General features: G+C 72.8%; 14 protein-coding genes. 7 read left to right on the forward strand and 7 right to left on the reverse strand.

The genetic code is table 11. The features are described 5' to 3' along the window. The first annotated feature begins 3 nt into the window (after positions 1–3). Genes BN3788_RS02095 through BN3788_RS19185 form a run of 3 tightly spaced genes read left to right on the forward strand, consistent with a single transcriptional unit; the run spans position 4 to position 1057 of the window. Positions 4–303 (forward strand): DUF4244 domain-containing protein, encoded by a 300-nt coding sequence (locus BN3788_RS02095; protein ID WP_234346462.1) that lies wholly within the window; start codon positions 4–6, stop codon positions 301–303. Next, a complete protein-coding gene (locus tag BN3788_RS02100) occupies positions 300–707 on the forward strand; it encodes a TadE family type IV pilus minor pilin (RefSeq protein ID WP_315969734.1) in 408 nt (135 codons plus the stop codon). The genes BN3788_RS02095 and BN3788_RS02100 overlap by 4 nt, the downstream gene beginning before the upstream one ends. Further along, positions 704–1057 carry an Rv3654c family TadE-like protein gene (locus BN3788_RS19185; RefSeq protein ID WP_159066841.1) on the forward strand — a complete coding sequence of 118 codons (354 nt, stop codon included), beginning with the start codon at positions 704–706 and terminating at the stop codon, positions 1055–1057. Before BN3788_RS02100 ends, BN3788_RS19185 begins: the two co-directional genes overlap by 4 nt. 32 nt (positions 1058–1089) lie before the next feature. On the opposite strand, the gene BN3788_RS02110 is transcribed toward BN3788_RS19185, so the two are convergent. From BN3788_RS02110 to BN3788_RS02125, 4 genes are all read right to left on the reverse strand, one after another. Beyond that, entirely contained in the window at positions 1090–3414 is a 2325-nt protein-coding gene (locus tag BN3788_RS02110; RefSeq protein WP_066582234.1) for an FtsX-like permease family protein, read from the reverse strand. Next, on the reverse strand, positions 3411–4094 hold the full coding sequence (locus BN3788_RS02115; RefSeq protein WP_066582463.1) for an ABC transporter ATP-binding protein: 684 nt from the start codon (positions 4092–4094) through the stop codon (positions 3411–3413). The genes BN3788_RS02110 and BN3788_RS02115 overlap by 4 nt, the downstream gene beginning before the upstream one ends. Before the next feature lie 41 nt (positions 4095–4135). Then, positions 4136–4657, reverse strand: coding sequence for a PadR family transcriptional regulator (locus tag BN3788_RS02120; RefSeq protein WP_066582235.1), 522 nt, complete (start codon positions 4655–4657; stop codon positions 4136–4138). A 76-nt stretch (positions 4658–4733) separates the two neighbouring features. Then, positions 4734–7271, reverse strand: a complete 2538-nt coding sequence (locus tag BN3788_RS02125; protein ID WP_066582236.1) for a DEAD/DEAH box helicase — start codon at positions 7269–7271, stop codon at positions 4734–4736. A 262-nt stretch (positions 7272–7533) separates the two neighbouring features. Here BN3788_RS02125 and BN3788_RS02130 point away from each other — a divergent pair, with 262 nt between their 5' ends. The 3 genes from BN3788_RS02130 (at position 7534) to BN3788_RS02140 (ending at position 10492) form a co-directional block, all read left to right on the forward strand. Then, the gene (locus BN3788_RS02130; protein ID WP_066582237.1) at positions 7534–9351 is read left to right on the forward strand and encodes a ribonucleoside triphosphate reductase; all 1818 of its coding nucleotides are present in this window, start codon (positions 7534–7536) and stop codon (positions 9349–9351) included. Beyond that, positions 9348–10049 carry an anaerobic ribonucleoside-triphosphate reductase activating protein gene (locus BN3788_RS02135; RefSeq protein WP_066582238.1) on the forward strand — a complete coding sequence of 234 codons (702 nt, stop codon included), beginning with the start codon at positions 9348–9350 and terminating at the stop codon, positions 10047–10049. Before BN3788_RS02130 ends, BN3788_RS02135 begins: the two co-directional genes overlap by 4 nt. Before the next feature lie 119 nt (positions 10050–10168). Further along, complete coding sequence (locus BN3788_RS02140; RefSeq protein WP_452094363.1) at positions 10169–10492, forward strand: STAS domain-containing protein; 324 nt, start codon at positions 10169–10171, stop codon at positions 10490–10492. A 144-nt stretch (positions 10493–10636) separates the two neighbouring features. On the opposite strand, the gene BN3788_RS02145 is transcribed toward BN3788_RS02140, so the two are convergent. The 3 genes from BN3788_RS02145 to BN3788_RS02155 are packed head-to-tail and all read right to left on the reverse strand — an operon-like array spanning position 10637 to position 12903. Continuing rightward, positions 10637–11173 (reverse strand): sigma-70 family RNA polymerase sigma factor, encoded by a 537-nt coding sequence (locus BN3788_RS02145; protein ID WP_066582240.1) that lies wholly within the window; start codon positions 11171–11173, stop codon positions 10637–10639. A 24-nt stretch (positions 11174–11197) separates the two neighbouring features. Beyond that, positions 11198–12358, reverse strand: a complete 1161-nt coding sequence (locus BN3788_RS02150) for a hypothetical protein (protein WP_066582241.1) — start codon at positions 12356–12358, stop codon at positions 11198–11200. After that, positions 12355–12903 carry a sigma-70 family RNA polymerase sigma factor gene (locus BN3788_RS02155; RefSeq protein WP_066582242.1) on the reverse strand — a complete coding sequence of 183 codons (549 nt, stop codon included), beginning with the start codon at positions 12901–12903 and terminating at the stop codon, positions 12355–12357. The genes BN3788_RS02150 and BN3788_RS02155 overlap by 4 nt, the downstream gene beginning before the upstream one ends. 259 nt (positions 12904–13162) lie before the next feature. Between BN3788_RS02155 and BN3788_RS02160 the strand changes: the two genes are divergently transcribed. After that, complete coding sequence (locus BN3788_RS02160) at positions 13163–15502, forward strand: sodium-translocating pyrophosphatase (RefSeq protein WP_066582243.1); 2340 nt, start codon at positions 13163–13165, stop codon at positions 15500–15502. Positions 15503–15504: the final 2 nt, after the last annotated feature.

Genomic DNA, 15504 nt, shown 5'->3' on the forward strand with positions numbered 1-15504 from the left:
GGGGTGGTCGAGATGGCGGGGACGGCTGAGGTGGCGGGGATCGCTGAGGTGACGGAGGTGGCGCACCATGCGCCGGTGGGGCATTCGACCCGGCCGAGGCGGGTGCTCGCACGGGTGCGGGGGATCAGCGGTTCGGTGGCTCGCCGCGTCGTCGCCGGTGGAGACCGAGGCATGGCGACCGCCGAGTACGCCATCGCGACGATCGCGGCCGTGGGCTTTGCCGGGCTGCTGATCGCGGTGCTGCGCAGCGGCGAGGTGCGTGAGCTGCTCATGGGCATCATCCGTGGGGCGCTCTCGACATGACCGCCGGGGTCGCGGGCCGTGGGGGCGTTGAGGCTGGCGTGGGCCAGGGCACGCGGCGGGCCGACGAGGAGGGCGAGAGGGGCAGCGTCACCGCAGAGCTGGCCGTCGCCCTGCCGGCCGTCGCGGTGCTCCGGACAGCCGTCCTCGTCCTCACCGCCGCCGCGACCACGCAGCTCCGGTGTGCGGACGCGGCTCGCGCAGGCGCCCGGTCCGCAGCGCTGGGCGAGGACCAGGCTGTGGTGGTCGCCCAGGCCGTCCGGGTCGCTGGAGCAGGCGCCGCCGTCGATGTCGCGCACGACGGGGAGTGGGTGACGGTCACGGTGCGCAGTGCTACGACCGCCGGGACGCTGAGCGTCGCGCCCGTGCGGGTCAGCGGCACGGCGACGGCGTGGGTCGAGCCGTGACTAGCGATGAGGGGTCGGGGACAGTGCTCGCGTTGGGGCTGGTCGCGGTGGTGCTGACGGTGATGCTGGCGCTCGGGCTGCTGGTCGGGGCCCAGTCGGGCCGCTCGCGGGCGCAGACCGCCGCCGACCTGTCCGCGCTCGCGGGCGCCGAGCAGCTGCGCGGCACGGACGGCCCCGCGCAGGTCGAGCGGGCATGTGAGATCGCCGGGGAGGTCGCCCGTCGCAACGGCGGCGAGCTGCGTGGTTGCCGGTCGGAGGGAGGCAGGGTCCTGGCAGTGTCAGTGGCCCGCCAGACGTCCGTGGGGGAGGCCCTCGCAGTGGCGCGCGCGGGACCGGCGACGGCGCGATGAGCCATCGCCGGTCCCGAGAGGCCGACCAGGCCTCACTCGCTGCGCAGGCCTCCCGCCCGGGTCAGACGCCACAGCAGCGGCAGGCTGGCCGCTGTGGTCAGCAGTGCCACGAGCGCCGCGGTCCCGGTGGTGGCGCCGATCCCGAGCCAGTCGAACTGGACGGGCGCCCCGGCAGCGGTCTGCAGGATCGCGGCGAGCGCGGTGCCGGTGGCGACGGCCAGGACGAGCCCCAGCACCATCGGGATGGCGATCTGCCACAGGATCGACCAGCTCAGGGTGCGCCGTCGGGTGCCGAACGCGAGCAGGACGGCGAGCAGTTGCCGCCGCTCCCGCAGCTGCTCGACGATGTTGACCAGCATGCTGGCGCCGATGATCACCAGCAGGGCGCCCGTCGCGACGAGCAGCAGCTGCCTGACCGTCTCCGCAGCACGGGTCATCAGCTCGTCCCCGGACGTCACATGGGCGCTCGGATCCAGGCGGGACACGGCCGTGCGGAGGTGGTCCACCGCGTCGGGCGTCGACGCGTCCAGGGCGACGCGCAGATCGGCAGGAGTCGTCCCGCGGTCGAGGTCGATCCCGGCCAGCGCTCCAGGCGTGACGAGCATCTCGATGTAGCCGAACTCGCCACCGGGGAACCGGTGGGTCGAGGCGGGCATCGTCCATTCCTGCTGCTCGCCGTCCCTGGCGTCGCCGAGCAGGTACACGCTGCCGGCCTCCGGAACGGGAATCCCCTGTTCGGCGGCGACGAACACGTCACCGTCGGTGCAGGCGTCGATCTCGCGGCCGATCAGCAGGGTGGCGCAGTCGCCCACCTGCATGGAGACCGGCTGGGAGCCCCCTTGTGTGGACTCGACGGTGACCGACGTGAGAGTGCCCACCTGGTTGACGCCTGGAGTCTGCTCGAGGCGGGTGATCCATCGTTCGTCGGTGCTCGCGTAGTACACCTGGGCGGTGTCCGCGCCGGAGTCGTCGCCGATTGCGGCCGTCCACGCGGCGGTCATCCCGTGCATGGCGATGAGGCCGGTGACGGCGACGGCGACGCCCGATACGGAACGCACGGCGGTGCCGCTGTCGAGCTGGAGGCGGCGCACAGCGAGCTGCCAGGCGACGGGGCCGGCGCCCATGCGGCGGACCACCGCCTCCACGAGCCACGGCAGCAGCACGGCCATGCCGACGAGCAGGATGACGACGCCGGCCACGATGGCGGGGGCGTTCGCGCTGACGGCGTCCCCGCCCGAGCGGAGCGGGCTCAGCAGGGCCACGCCGCCGATGAGCAGCACGAGCCGCCCCCAGAGCCGGCGCCGCCGGATCGCCGCGCGGCGCACGACGCCGAGTGGCTCGACGCCCACCCGCTGCATCGCCGAGATGGTGACCAGCACCGCCGCGAGCGGGACGAGCACCACGACAAGCGCCGCCAGGACAGGCGCCGGCTGGAAATCGGCCGGGTAGAAGCTCAGGTCGGCGGGGACCAGGCGATGAGCGATCTGTCCGAGTCCCACGAAGAGGAGGCCGCCCAGGCCGAGTCCGAGCACTGCGCCGGCGAGCGTCTCGCCAGCGGCGATCCGTCGGCTCATGGAGGTGTCGGCGCCCACGAGCCGCAGCGCCGCGAGCCTGCGGTCGCGCGCCTCCCCGCCGAAGCGGACGGCGGTCGACACGAAGATCGCCACAGGCGCCAGCAAGAGCGCCAGCCCTACCGCGCCGAGGAGCTGCCCGGTGGGATCCGCGTGGGACGAGCCGGTCCCCGACTCGCCGAAGGCGGTGACACGCATCGCGAAGTCGTTGCTGACCTGCTCGACGCCCAGGTAGTACACGAGCTCCTCAGGACCGGCCAGGCCAGTGGGCCCGATCTCGCCGGTCACCCGGTCGCTCCACCTGCCGCGCAGCGGGGCGCCCTCGTCGGACTCCATCAGCCTGGCGAGGGCGGGCGACACCACCAGGTCACCGGGCGCCAGCGCCTGGCTGACACCGGGGGGCCGCACGGGGTCGCTGCCCTCGGCCTGGATGACCAGGCCGTCGATCGCCCGATCGCGGAAGTCGGAGCGGACATGGTCGACCAGGATCGACTGCTCGGTGGGGGGCGGCGCTTCGTCGCTTGCCGCCCAAATCCCGTCCGCCGGGCGGTCGGCGATCCGGTCGCTGCGCGCCCCCATCACCGCCGGGATCGTCGTGGCGACCAGCAGCATGGTGACGCCGATGCCGATGCCGGTGGAGATCAGGGCGAGCCGGGTCCAGCCGGAGGCTCCGCCCCCGATGCTGAGCCGGATGCCGAGAGCCAGGTCCGCGGCCCATTGCCTTGGGCCGACGCGGCGTCGCCGCCTCGTGGTCGGCGGGGCGGCGGGGGGCGCTGTGGTGGTCATCGCACGGGCTCCTGCTCGCGCACCCGGCCGTCGCGGACCACTGCCTCGCGGTCGGAGTACGCGGCGACCCGTGCCTCATGGGTGACCAGCACGACGGCCGCGCCGGTGTCGCGGGCGGCGGCGATGAGCAGCTGCATCACCCGCTCCCCGTTGAGCGAGTCCAGGGCGCCGGTCGGCTCGTCGGCGAAGACGACGCGCGGGCTCGTGACCAGCGCCCGTGCGACGGCGACCCGCTGCCCTTGCCCGCCCGATGCCTGGCCGGGCCGCTTGTCCGCGACATCGGTGACCTCGAGGCGTTGCAGCCAGTCACTGGCCGTCCGTTCGGCGGCGCGCCGCGACGTCCCGGCCAGGCGCAGTGGCAGCGCCACGTTCTCGAGGCACGTCAGCTCGGGGACGAGCTGCCCGAACTGGAACACGAAGCCGAACTCCTCGCGCCGCAGCGCGCTGCGCTCGACGTCGGACATCTGCGACAGGAGGCGCCCGTCGTAGGTCACCTGGCCGGAGTCCGGGGTGAGGATTCCGGCGAGGCAGTGCAGCAGCGTGGACTTGCCGGAGCCCGACGGGCCCATCAGGGCCACCACCTCGCCCGCGTGGACCTGCAGGGAGGCGTCATTCAAGGCCTGGGTCTCGCCGAACCTCAGGTGCAGGCCGTCGGCGGTCAAGAGCGGTGCGTCGAGCATGGTGTCTCCCTGGTGGGCGTCGAGCGGTCGCGTGAGCCGGGTCACCGTGTGACGTGGGTGGCGAGCTGGTCGAGTCGGGCCGCGGTGAGCTCGAGCCATCGGAGGTCGGCCTCGAGGTGGAAGAGGGCGTGGTCGCAGATGAGCTGGTCGGCCAAGTCGCCCTCGCTCTTGCGCCGGGTCAGCTCGCGCATGGACCGCAGGTGCTCGGCCCGCTGGGTGTCGAGCACGTCTGTCGCGTCACGGCCGGTGAGCAGCGCCAGGACGACCTTGGCGTAGAGGGTGCTCTGGAGGTACGGCTCGGGCTTCTCGGGTTCGCCGAGCCAGGCGGCGACGTCGCTGACGCCGGCCGAGGTGATGGCGTAGCGCTTGCGCTCGGGCCCGTCTCCCGGCTCCGACTCGACCTCGACGAGGCCGTTCTTGAGCAGGCGCGCGAGCGTTGAGTAGACCTGGCCGTAGTGCAGCGGGCGGTCGTGGCCGAAGCGCTCGTCGTAGGCGCGCTTCAGGTCGTATCCATGGCGGGGGCCGGATTGCAGGAGGCCGAGGAGCGTGAGTCCGACTGACATGACAGCGACTATACACACGGGCTATACACGGTGTGTATAGGCGCTCAGGAAATACTCCAAGAGATGGCGATCGGGGTCAGCGCGGCGCGTGCGCGAGGACGGCGTCGAGCAGCCGGACGGCGGCGGCCTTCTCCAGCGGGTTGTTCGCGTTCCCGCACTTGGGCGACTGCACGCAGGCCGGGCAGCCGTGCGCGCAGCGGCAGGTGGCGATGGCCTCCCGGGTGGCGCGCAGCCACGTCTCGGCCAGCTCGTACCCGCGCTCGGCGAAGCCAGCGCCGCCGGGGTAGGCGTCATGCACGAAGACCGTCGCCTGCTCGGTGTCGACGTGCAGGGCAGTGGAGACCCCGCCCAGGTCCCAGCGGTCACAGGTCGCCAACAGGGGGAGCAGGCCGATCGAGGCGTGCTCGGCGGCGTGCAGCGCGCCGGGCGCGGTCTCGGCGGTGACGCCGGCGGCCTCCAGCACCTCGGCGGGCGCCGTCCACCACACCGAGGACGTCTGCAGGGTGCGGGCCGGCAGGTCGAGCACCTCGGTGCCCAGCGGCTGCATGTCGGGGATGCGCTTGCGCTGGTAGCTGACCACCTGGGTCGTGACGTCGACGGCTCCGAAGCCCCACGACACCGGCCCCCACTGCCGCTCCTGGTCCACGGAGCGGATCTCGGTGGTGGTGACCCACTTCGCCCACGTGCCGTAGTCCACGTCGCGGCGCGAGACCAGTGCCACGGAGTCGGCGAGGTGCAGCTCGTCGACCACGAACGTGGCGCCCTGGTGCACGTAGACGGCGCCGGGGTGCACGGTGGAGTCGGCGGCGGCCGCGTCGACGGTGCCGAGCATGCGCCCGGTGGACAGCTCCACGACCCGCACCGGGTCGCCGCCGGAGCCGCGCAGGTCGGTGAGCCGGGCCGCTGACTCGTTGTGGGTCCAGTACCAGCCGGACGCGCGGCGGCGCAGCGCCCCTCGGGCCACCAGGGTGTCCAGCAGCTCGCGGGAGCGGGGGCCGAACAGCGGGAGGTCCTCCTCGCGCAGCGGCAGCTCGGCGGCGGCTGCGCACAGGTGCGGGGCGAGGACGTAGGGGTTCGCGGGGTCGAACACCGTCGCCTCGACGGGGGTGTCGAAGATCGCCTCGGGGTGGTGGACCAGGTAGGTGTCGAGCGGGTCCTCCCGCGCGATGAGCGCGACGAGCCCCTCGGCCCCCGCGCGCCCCGCCCGGCCGGCCTGCTGCCACATCGAGACGCGGGTGCCGGGCCAGCCGGAGATGAGCACGACGTCCAGCCCGGAGATGTCCACGCCCAGCTCCAGGGCGTTGGTGGTGGCCAGCGCGCGGAGCCTGCCGTCCCGGATCGCCTGCTCCAGCGCGCGGCGCTCCTCCGGCAGGTATCCGCCGCGGTAGGCCGCGACCACGCCGCGCAGGGCCGGGTCCACCGCGTCCAGGCGCTCTTGCGCGATGGTCGCCACCGACTCGGCCGACCGGCGCGAGCGGGTGAACGCGAGCGTCCGGGCGCCTGCGGCAGTGAGGTCGGCGAGCAGGTCGGCGGTCTCGACGGTGGCCGATCGGCGGGGGCGGTCCGGCTCCTCCGCGACCTGGTGCTGGCCGGTGCCGACCGGGCCGGAGCCCTCGGGCCCGGGAGCGTCCGGGACGTCCACGGGCAGCGGGGTGGCCCACGGGTCGTCCTCGGGCACGAGGCCGGACCAGGGGCCGCCGACGCCGGGCAGCTCGGGCGGCTGCCACAACGCGAAGGTCTTGCGCCCGGCAGGCGAGGTGTCGTGGGTGACCGCCACGATCTCGCGGCCGTCCGCGCCGACCAGCCGGGCGGCGCTCGCGGCGGGGTCGGAGGTGGTGGCCGACGCCAGCAGGAACACCGGGCCCGGGCCCGACGGCCGTCGGGCGGCGCCGGAGTCGCCAGGCAGGCGCGGGGCCTGCGGCGCGTACGACGCGCTGACGCGGTGCAGCCGGCGGAGCACGGCGGAGACGTGGGCGCCGAACACCCCGCGGAAGGCGTGGCACTCGTCGACCACCACGTAGCGCAGCGAGCCGAGGAACCGCGCCCAGCGGCGGTGGTTCGGCAGCAGCGCGAAGTGCAGGAAGTCCGGGTTGGTCAGGACGACGTCGGCGTGCTCCTGCACCCATCGGCGCTCATCGCGTCCCGTGTCGCCGTCGCAGGTCGCCACGCGGACATCGCGGACCCCGGAGGCCGCGAGCACGCGCTGCACTGAGCCGAGCTGGTCGGCGGCGAGCGCCTTGGTGGGGGACAGGTAGAGCACCGACCCGCGGCGGGCGACCGACTCGATGCGGCCGGGGTCGAGCGTCCCGGCGGCGACGTCGGCCCGCACGGAGGTGAGCGACGGGAGCCAGAACGCGAGGGACTTGCCGGAGCCGGTGGACGTCGCCAGGACGGTGTGGCGCCCCGACCACGCCGCGTCGGCGGCCTCGACCTGATGCCGCCATGGGCGCTCGACGCCCAGCGCGCGGTAGCCGCGCACCAGGTCGGCGTCCGCCCACGCGGGCCAGTCCGCCTGCTCGCCTGCCCGCTCGGGCAGATGGCGCAGATGCGTCAGCCGGTCGCTCCGGCGGCCCCCCGCGAGCAGCACGTCGAGCAGCTCGCCGGTCTGGACCATGGCGCCCATCCTCCCATCCGCGACTGGGCCTCCCGGGCGGACGAACGGGGTGGCGCGCAGGGCCGTGGAGCGACACGCCGGGCGATCGGAGGAATGTGCGCGGCATGCGCGCGGCTCAGCGGCGCGCGCCGGGGGCGGCCGGGACCAAAGTCCCTCCTGGCCTTCAGGTGCCCGCTCGAAGATGGCACATCTAGTTGCACAACGCCGTGCTCGCCACCACATGTAGTGGACAGGCGGATTTACTCACCGAGGAGTCGCCATCATGGACCAACCCACCGTCGTCGAGGTCGGATCGTCGATTGACGAGTATCTGGACCGCAGCGACTGGCGGGTGAACGCCAACGCGAACCAGGGGTACTCGCTCGGCGGCATGATCCTCAACACCTCCGGCAAGGTCATCGCCAACTACTGGCTGAGCCACGTCTACTCCCCGGAGATCGGTCGCGCGCACCGCGAGGGCGACTTGCACATCCACGACCTCGACATGTTCGCGGGCTACTGCGCGGGCTGGTCGCTGCGCACCCTCCTCCAGGAGGGGCTCAACGGCGTCCCCGGCAAGGTCGAGGCCCGCGCGCCCAAGCACTTCAGCTCCGCGATCGGCCAGATCGTGAACTTCCTCGGGACGATGCAGAACGAGTGGGCCGGCGCGCAGGCGTTCAGCTCGTTCGACACGTACATGGCGCCCTTCGTGCGCGTCGACAACCTGTCGTACAAGGAGATCCGCCAGGGCATCCAGGAGCTCGTCTACAACCTCAACGTGCCCTCGCGCTGGGGCACCCAGACGCCGTTCACGAACCTCACGTTCGACTGGACCTGCCCCGAGGACCTGCGCGACCAGGCGCCGCTGATCGGCGACGAGCCGATGGACTTCACCTACGGCGACCTGCAGGCCGAGATGGACCTCATCAACCGCGCGTACATCGAGGTGATGACGGAGGGCGACGCCTCGGGCCGCGTCTTCACGTTCCCGATCCCGACGTACAACATCACCCACGACTTCCCGTGGGAGTCGGAGAACGCCGAGCGGCTGTTCGAGATGACGGCCAAGTACGGGCTGCCGTACTTCCAGAACTTCCTCAACTCCGAGCTCAAGCCCGGCGACGTCCGCTCCATGTGCTGCCGCCTCCAGCTCGACCTGCGCGAGCTGCTCAAGCGCGGCAACGGCCTGTTCGGCTCCGCGGAGCAGACCGGCTCGCTCGGCGTCGTCACCGTCAACTGCGCACGGCTGGGGTACACGCACCGCGGTGACGAGGCGGTGCTGCTCAAGGAGTTGGACCGCCTGCTCGACCTGTCGCGCGACTCGCTCGAGGTCAAGCGGACCGTCATCCAGAAGTACATCGACGAGGGCCTGTTCCCGTACACCAAGCGGTACCTGGGCACGCTCGACAGCCACTTCTCGACGATCGGCGTGAACGGGATCAACGAGATGATCCGCAACTTCACCGACGACGCGGAGGACATCACCACCGAGGCCGGGCACGCCATGGCCGTGCGGCTGCTGGACCACGTGCGCGGGCGCATGGTCGAGTTCCAGGAGGGCACCGGGCACATGTACAACCTGGAGGCGACGCCCGCCGAGGGGACCACCTACCGGTTCGCCAAGGAGGACAAGAAGCGGTTCCCCGACATCCTCCAGGCCGGCACCGAGCAGAACCCGTACTACACGAACTCCTCGCAGCTCCCCGTGGGCTTCACCGACGACCCGTTCGAGGCGCTCGAGCGCCAGGAGGAGCTGCAGGGCAAGTACACCGGCGGCACCGTGCTGCACCTGTACATGTCCGAGCGCATGTCCAGCGCGTCGGCATGCCGTGAGCTGGTGCGCCGGTCGCTGTCCACGTACCGCCTGCCGTACATCACCATCACGCCGACCTTCTCCATCTGCCCGAGCCACGGCTACCTGGCCGGGGAGCACCCCACCTGCGAGCGCTGCGCCGACGCCAACCCCGGCGCCGAGCCCGTCGTGTGCGAGGTGTGGACCCGGGTGATGGGCTACCACCGCCCCGTGAGCTCGTTCAACGTGGGCAAGAAGGGCGAGCACGCCGAGCGGATCCCGTTCCTGGAGTCGGCGATCCTCGTATGAGCGAGCCGACCCGGCGCACAGCCGCCGCCGAGGCGGGAGCAGGCGACCCCGCCCCGGCCGACGCGCTCGAGATCGCGGGCATGAGCCCGCTGTCCACGTGCGACTGGCCGGACCAGCTCGTCGCGACGCTGTTCCTCCAAGGCTGCCCGTGGGAGTGCACGTACTGCCACAACCCTGGCCTGATCGACCCCCGCACCCCCGGCGAGATCCCCTGGTCGCGGGTGCGCGGGCTGCTGCGGCGACGGCACGGTCTGCTCGACGGGGTGGTGCTCTCCGGCGGCGAGCCCACCCGCCAGCAGGGCCTTCCGGCGGCGGCGCGGGAGATCCGCGAGGCGGGGTACGGCGTCGGCCTGCACACCTCGGGCGCCTACCCGCGCCGACTCGAAGAGATGCTCCCGCTGGTCGACTGGATCGGGTTCGACGTCAAAGCCCCCGCGGCGCTCTACCGGGCCATCACCGGGGTGGGCGCCGCAGCCGAGGCGGCGTTCAGGTCGCTGCGGCTGGTGCTGGACTCCGGCGTCGACGTGCAGGTCCGCACCACCGTCGACCCCACTGTGCTAACCCCGTCCGACGTCGAGGAGCTGCGGGTGACCCTGCGCCGGATCGGGGTCCGCGACCACGTGCTGCAGCAGGTCCGCCCCGACGGGACCACGCCCGAGTACCGCGCGGCGCTCGCCGCGGTGCGCTCCGGGGGCTGACGGGGCTGACCGGGGCTGACCGGGCCTGACCGCCGCGCCGCCGGGCGGCGTCAGGCCCGTGGTCTGTTTGAATGCTCCCAGCAGCAGAGGCCGAGTCGGGAGCGAACATGGATGTGGGCGTGACCAGCCGGGACGTGGGCGACCAGACGGTCGTCGAGGTCACTGGCGAGATCGACGTCTACACCGCGTCGGTGCTCCGCGAACGCCTCGCCGCGCTGGTCGACGCGGGCCGCGCGGACCTGGTGGTGGACCTCACGGCCGTGCGCTTCATGGACTCCACGGGACTGGGCGTCCTGCTCGGCGTGCTGAAGAAGGTGCGCGGCGTGGGCGGCCGGCTGCAGCTGGTAATCGACTCCGAGCGGCTGCTGAAGGTCTTCCACATCACCGCGCTCACGCAGGTCTTCACCATCCACGAGACGGTCGAGGCCGCGCTCGACGCGTGACGGCGGGGCATCGGCGCGACAGGGCCCCGGGCAGCCTCGCGGCCGGCCCGAGGCCCGTCAGCACCGGATGTGCCCACCCCCTGCCGGGCCATCCGGTGGTCATCCCCGCATGAGCCCCTCGCCGCGGGCAGGGGGCGGCCAGGGTCAGTGCCGCGTGACGGTCAGCATCGCGTGGTCGTCGAGCTCGGCGCCGGCGAGCGGCCCCAGGTGGGCCTCGAGCCGGCGCATCGCGTCGCTGAGGTAGCGCTTGACGGTGCCGGCGGCCAGGTCGAGCCGGGTCGCGATCTCCGGCACTGTGAGGTCCTCGTAGAAGCGCAGCACGACGCAGGCGCGTTCGCGGGGCGGCAGCTCGTCGAGCGCGACCATGACGTCGAGCCGCTGCGCCGTGGTGCGCTCGGGCCCGGATCCGACCTCGTCACGCGCGGTGAGGTGGCGGATCGCGGCCCATCGGCGGCGTCGGCGGAAGCCGTCGAGGTAGGTGGTCAGGATGGCTTGGCGGACGTAACCCTCGATGGCGCCGGGGTCCCGGAGCGCGCGGCTGCGGCTGAACGTCTTGACGAGCGCGTCCTGGACCAGGTCCTCGGCCTCACGAGGATCCGAGCACAGCAGGTACGCGTACCGCGTCAGCGCCGTCCCCCGGTCGCGCACGAGCGTGTCGAGGGCGCCTGCCCAGTCAGCCATCGGCGGCCCTGATGCCGTGGGCGGTCATCGGACGCTGAGGGTCTGCGGTGCGGCGACGAGCGTGGTGTTCGTGGTGAGGGCGACGTCGAGCACGGGGTAGGCGCTGTACTCGCCGGGCGGCAGCGGTTGGCCGTCGCAGCCCACGGCGGCGGCCTGCCCGTACGAGATAGCCCCGCTCGGCCCGTCTCCGGTGTAGCCCTTGGCGATGGGTGTGGGGCCGCCGCCGACGACGATCCCGTCCTGGACGAAGACGAGGCTCGCGGCGAACCCGCGGGCCTCGATGTAGACGAGCTCCGAGGCGGTGGTGAGCGCCAGCTCGAAGTCGACGACCTCGCCGGCGCCCACGGCGCTCGGCAGCGGCGAGACGAGGGAGACCGCGAGGTCGTCCATCGGCTCCAGGGCGAACGTGTCTCCGCAGGTGGGGAAGGTGGTGTCCGCCATCTCGGGGAAGGTGATCGCGACCGGTCGGCTGACCACGGCGACCGATGTGGAGCCCTCGCCCTCGATGTGGAGCGTGGCGGCCTGTCGGAGCCGGACATTGTGGGTCCCGGCGGGGATCGGGATGTCGGGCCCGTCGCATGAGCGCATCGCGAAGGCGACCCTGCCGATGGCGAGGAGCGCCCCGCCATCGGTGTTGGCCTCGATCCGGACGTAGTCGGGGGCGCCATCGGGCACGCCCACGATGCGCCCGTCCTCGGAGACCACCACGGCCTCGGGGCGTTCGAGGGAGGTCAGGCTGACGCGGCCGTCGCCGATCCCCAGGCGGGTGTCGACCGTGTCGCCTGCCGTCGAGGCGAGTGCGAACCGCAGGCCCAGCCCGGCGTGGCCCGAGGCGTAGGCCCCGATCTCGCGGGCGGCGAGCCGGGCGGGCCCGATGTCCGTCCACCCGATCTCCTCGAGCGTGCGCCCGCAGGCGTCGGAGTCGACCGACGTGGTCAGGCCGAGCGTCTCCTGAGGGGCGTGCGCGGGCGGCTCCTCCAGCCCATGCGTCGGCGCGAGGCCCAGGACGGCGAAGGTGGCGGCCGCCACCGACAGCACGGCGGTGGCGCCACGGCGTGCCGCCCGGCGGCGCCGGATCCGGGCCACCATGCCGTGGGCGCGGGCGCCGAGCAGCCCGGTGACGTGGTCGTCGACGGGCGCCGCCTCCGCGAGCAGGCGGAGCTCATGCGCGAGGTCCCTGGTCATCTGGTGCTCCTTGCGGCGGAGACGAGCACGACGTCGTGCTCGTCATGGGTGTCGGCGGGCATCGATCCCAGGTGCCCTTCGAGGTGGCGGACGGCGTCGCTGAGGTAGCGCTTGACGGTCCCGGTGGCCAGCGCGAGCTGGCGGGCGATCTCCGGGACGGTGAGGTCCTCGTAGTAGCGGAGCACCACGCAGGCGCGTTCGCGCGGGGGGAGGAGGTTGAGCGCCGCCTCGATGTCGATACGGTCGGAGGACGTCTGCTCGGGCCCGAGCCGGGTCTCGGCGCGCACCGCGAGGTGGCGGATCGCCGCCCAGCGCTGCCGTCGCCGGAGCCCGTCGATATGCGTGGTGAGGATGGACTGGCGGACGTACGCCTCGATGGACCCGGTGTCGCGCAGGGCGCGGTGGCGGCTGAACGTCTTCACCAGCGCGTCCTGCACCAGGTCCTCGGCCTCGCGGGGGTCGCCGCACAGCAGATAGGCGTACCGGGTGAGGGCGACGCCGCGCGCGCGCACGAGCTCGTCGAGCGTGCGCTCCCAGTCCGCCATCCGTCCTCCGTCCCTGCTGCCCGTGCCCAGTCCGCGCTTGCGCGGTCGAGACCTGTCCCGTCATCACCCTTCACGAACGGCGAGCCAGAAACGTTGGGGCGCGCCGCGCATCTTGCCGGTCTGGGCCGTCCGGAGGAAGCCGACCGGTCCGCCCGGCCTCGGCCGATATGTCTGACTAGACTTCGCGGGTCTGCACGGCAACGGGGCCGTGTGGCAAGGGTGTGGTCAGGGGGGCTGCGCCTGTGCCCGGGGAGGTCGCATGCTCACGCTCGGACCGACGAGCCTCACCATCGTCAGTGTCATTGCCGCCGTCGCGGTCGCCGCGTTGCTGTACGCGGTGGTGCTGCGCCGTCAGGTGCTCGCCGCGGACGAGGGGACCGCGTCGATGCAGCAGATCGCGACTGCCGTGCAGGAGGGCGCGTCGGCATACCTGTCCCGGCAGTTCCGCACGCTGGTGCTGTTCGCGGCCGTCGTATTCGGGCTGCTGTTCCTGCTGCCGGGGGACGCGGGGGTCAAGGTCGGCCGGTCGCTGTTCTTCCTGCTCGGCGCCGGGTTCTCGGCGGCCATCGGGTTCCTGGGGATGTGGCTGGCCACCCGCGCGAACGTGCGCGTCGCCGCCGCGGCGTCATTGCCGGGCGGTCGTGCGGAGGGCGCGCGCATCGCGTTCCGCACCGGCGGCGTGGTGGGCATGTGCGTGGTGGGGCTCGGGCTGCTCGGCGCGGCGTCGGTGGTGCTCATCTACCGGGGTGAGGCCCCGGCAGTGCTCGAGGGCTTCGGCTTCGGGGCGGCGCTGCTCGCGATGTTCATGCGGGTGGGCGGCGGCATCTTCACCAAGGCGGCCGACGTCGGCGCGGACCTGGTCGGCAAGGTCGAGCAGGGCATCCCCGAGGACGACGCGCGCAACGCGGCGACCATCGCGGACAACGTGGGCGACAACGTCGGCGACTGCGCCGGGATGGCCGCCGACCTCTTCGAGTCCTACGCCGTGACGCTGGTCGCGGCGCTCATCCTCGGCAAGGCGGCCTTCGGGGAGCACGGCCTGGTGTTCCCGCTGATCGTCACCGCGATCGGCGCCCTCGTGGCGGTGCTGGGCGTGCTGGTCACCCGCGTGCGCGGCGAGGAGGGCGGCCTCGCGGCCATCAACCGCGGCTTCTACACCGCGGCTCTGGCGGGCGTGGCGCTCGCCGCCGTCGCCGCGTTCACCTATCTGCCCAGCACTTTCACCGAGCTGGTCGGCGGCACCGCGGGGCTGGAGGGCCACCCCGGCGACCCGCGCCTGATCGCGGCGGTGGCCGTGGCCATCGGCGTGCTGCTCGCGGGCGTGATCCTGTGGGTCACCGGGTACTTCACCGGCACCACCTCGAAGCCGACGCTGCACGTGGCGCGCACCTCCCTCACCGGCGCCGCGACGGTGGTGCTGTCCGGCATCGGGGTCGGATTCGAGTCCGCCGTGTACACCGCCGGCATCATCGCCGCCGCGATCTGCGGGGTGTTCCTGCTGGCCGGGGGCTCCATCCCGCTCGCGCTGTTCCTCATCGCGCTCGCGGGCTGCGGTCTGCTCACCACCGTTGGCGTGATCGTCGCGATGGACACGTTCGGCCCAGTCAGCGACAACGCGCAGGGCATCGCGGAGATGTCGGGCGACGTCACCGAGGAGGGCGCGAAGATCCTCACCGACCTGGACGCCGTCGGGAACACCACGAAGGCCGTCACCAAGGGGATCGCGATCGCCACGGCGGTGCTCGCCGCCACCGCGCTGTTCGGCGCCTACGCCGAGTCGGTGAGCCGGTCGCTCGCGGGCCTTGCGCCGGTGACCTCGGACATCGTGGCGTCGATGCTCACGTACTCGATCATCTCGCCGATCACGCTCGTCGGGGTGATCCTCGGCGGCGCCACGGTGTTCCTGTTCTCCGGGCTGGCGATCGACGCCGTGACCCGTGCGGCGGGCGCCATCGTCTTCGAGGTGCGCCGCCAGTTCCGCGAGAACCCGGGGATCATGACGGGCGAGGTGCGGCCCGAGTACGGGCGCGTGGTGGACATCTGCACGCGCGACTCGCTGCGGGAGCTCGCGACGCCTGGGCTCCTCGCCGCGTTCGCCCCGATCGCCGTGGGCTTCGGCCTCGGGGTGGGGCCGCTCGCCGGGTTCCTCGCCGGGGCCATCGCCACCGGTGTGCTGATGGCCGTGTTCCTGGCCAACGCGGGCGGCGCGTGGGACAACGCGAAGAAGATCGTCGAGGACGGCCACTACGGCGGCAAGAACTCCGACGCGCACGCCGCGGTGGTCATCGGGGACACCGTGGGCGACCCGTTCAAGGACACCGCCGGCCCCGCCATCAACCCGCTGATCAAGGTGATGAACCTGGTGGCGCTGCTCATCGCGCCGGCGATCGTCGCGATCAGCGTGGGCGACGGGGCGAACCACCCGGCGCGCATCGCCATCGCGTCCACGGCCACGGCCATCGCGTTCGGCGCCGTGATCATGTCCCGCCTGCGGGCGGCCCGAGTGGACCGCGAGGGGATGTTAGAGGCAGGGTCTGGGGTGATCGCCCCGGCGCCGATAGCGAGCGCCGCCCGAGTCGAGGAGAGGGTGCGGGACTGAGC

It is taken from the genome of Cellulomonas timonensis (assembly GCF_900046455.1).
Taxonomy (GTDB): Bacteria; Actinomycetota; Actinomycetes; order Actinomycetales; family Cellulomonadaceae; genus Cellulomonas_A; species Cellulomonas_A timonensis.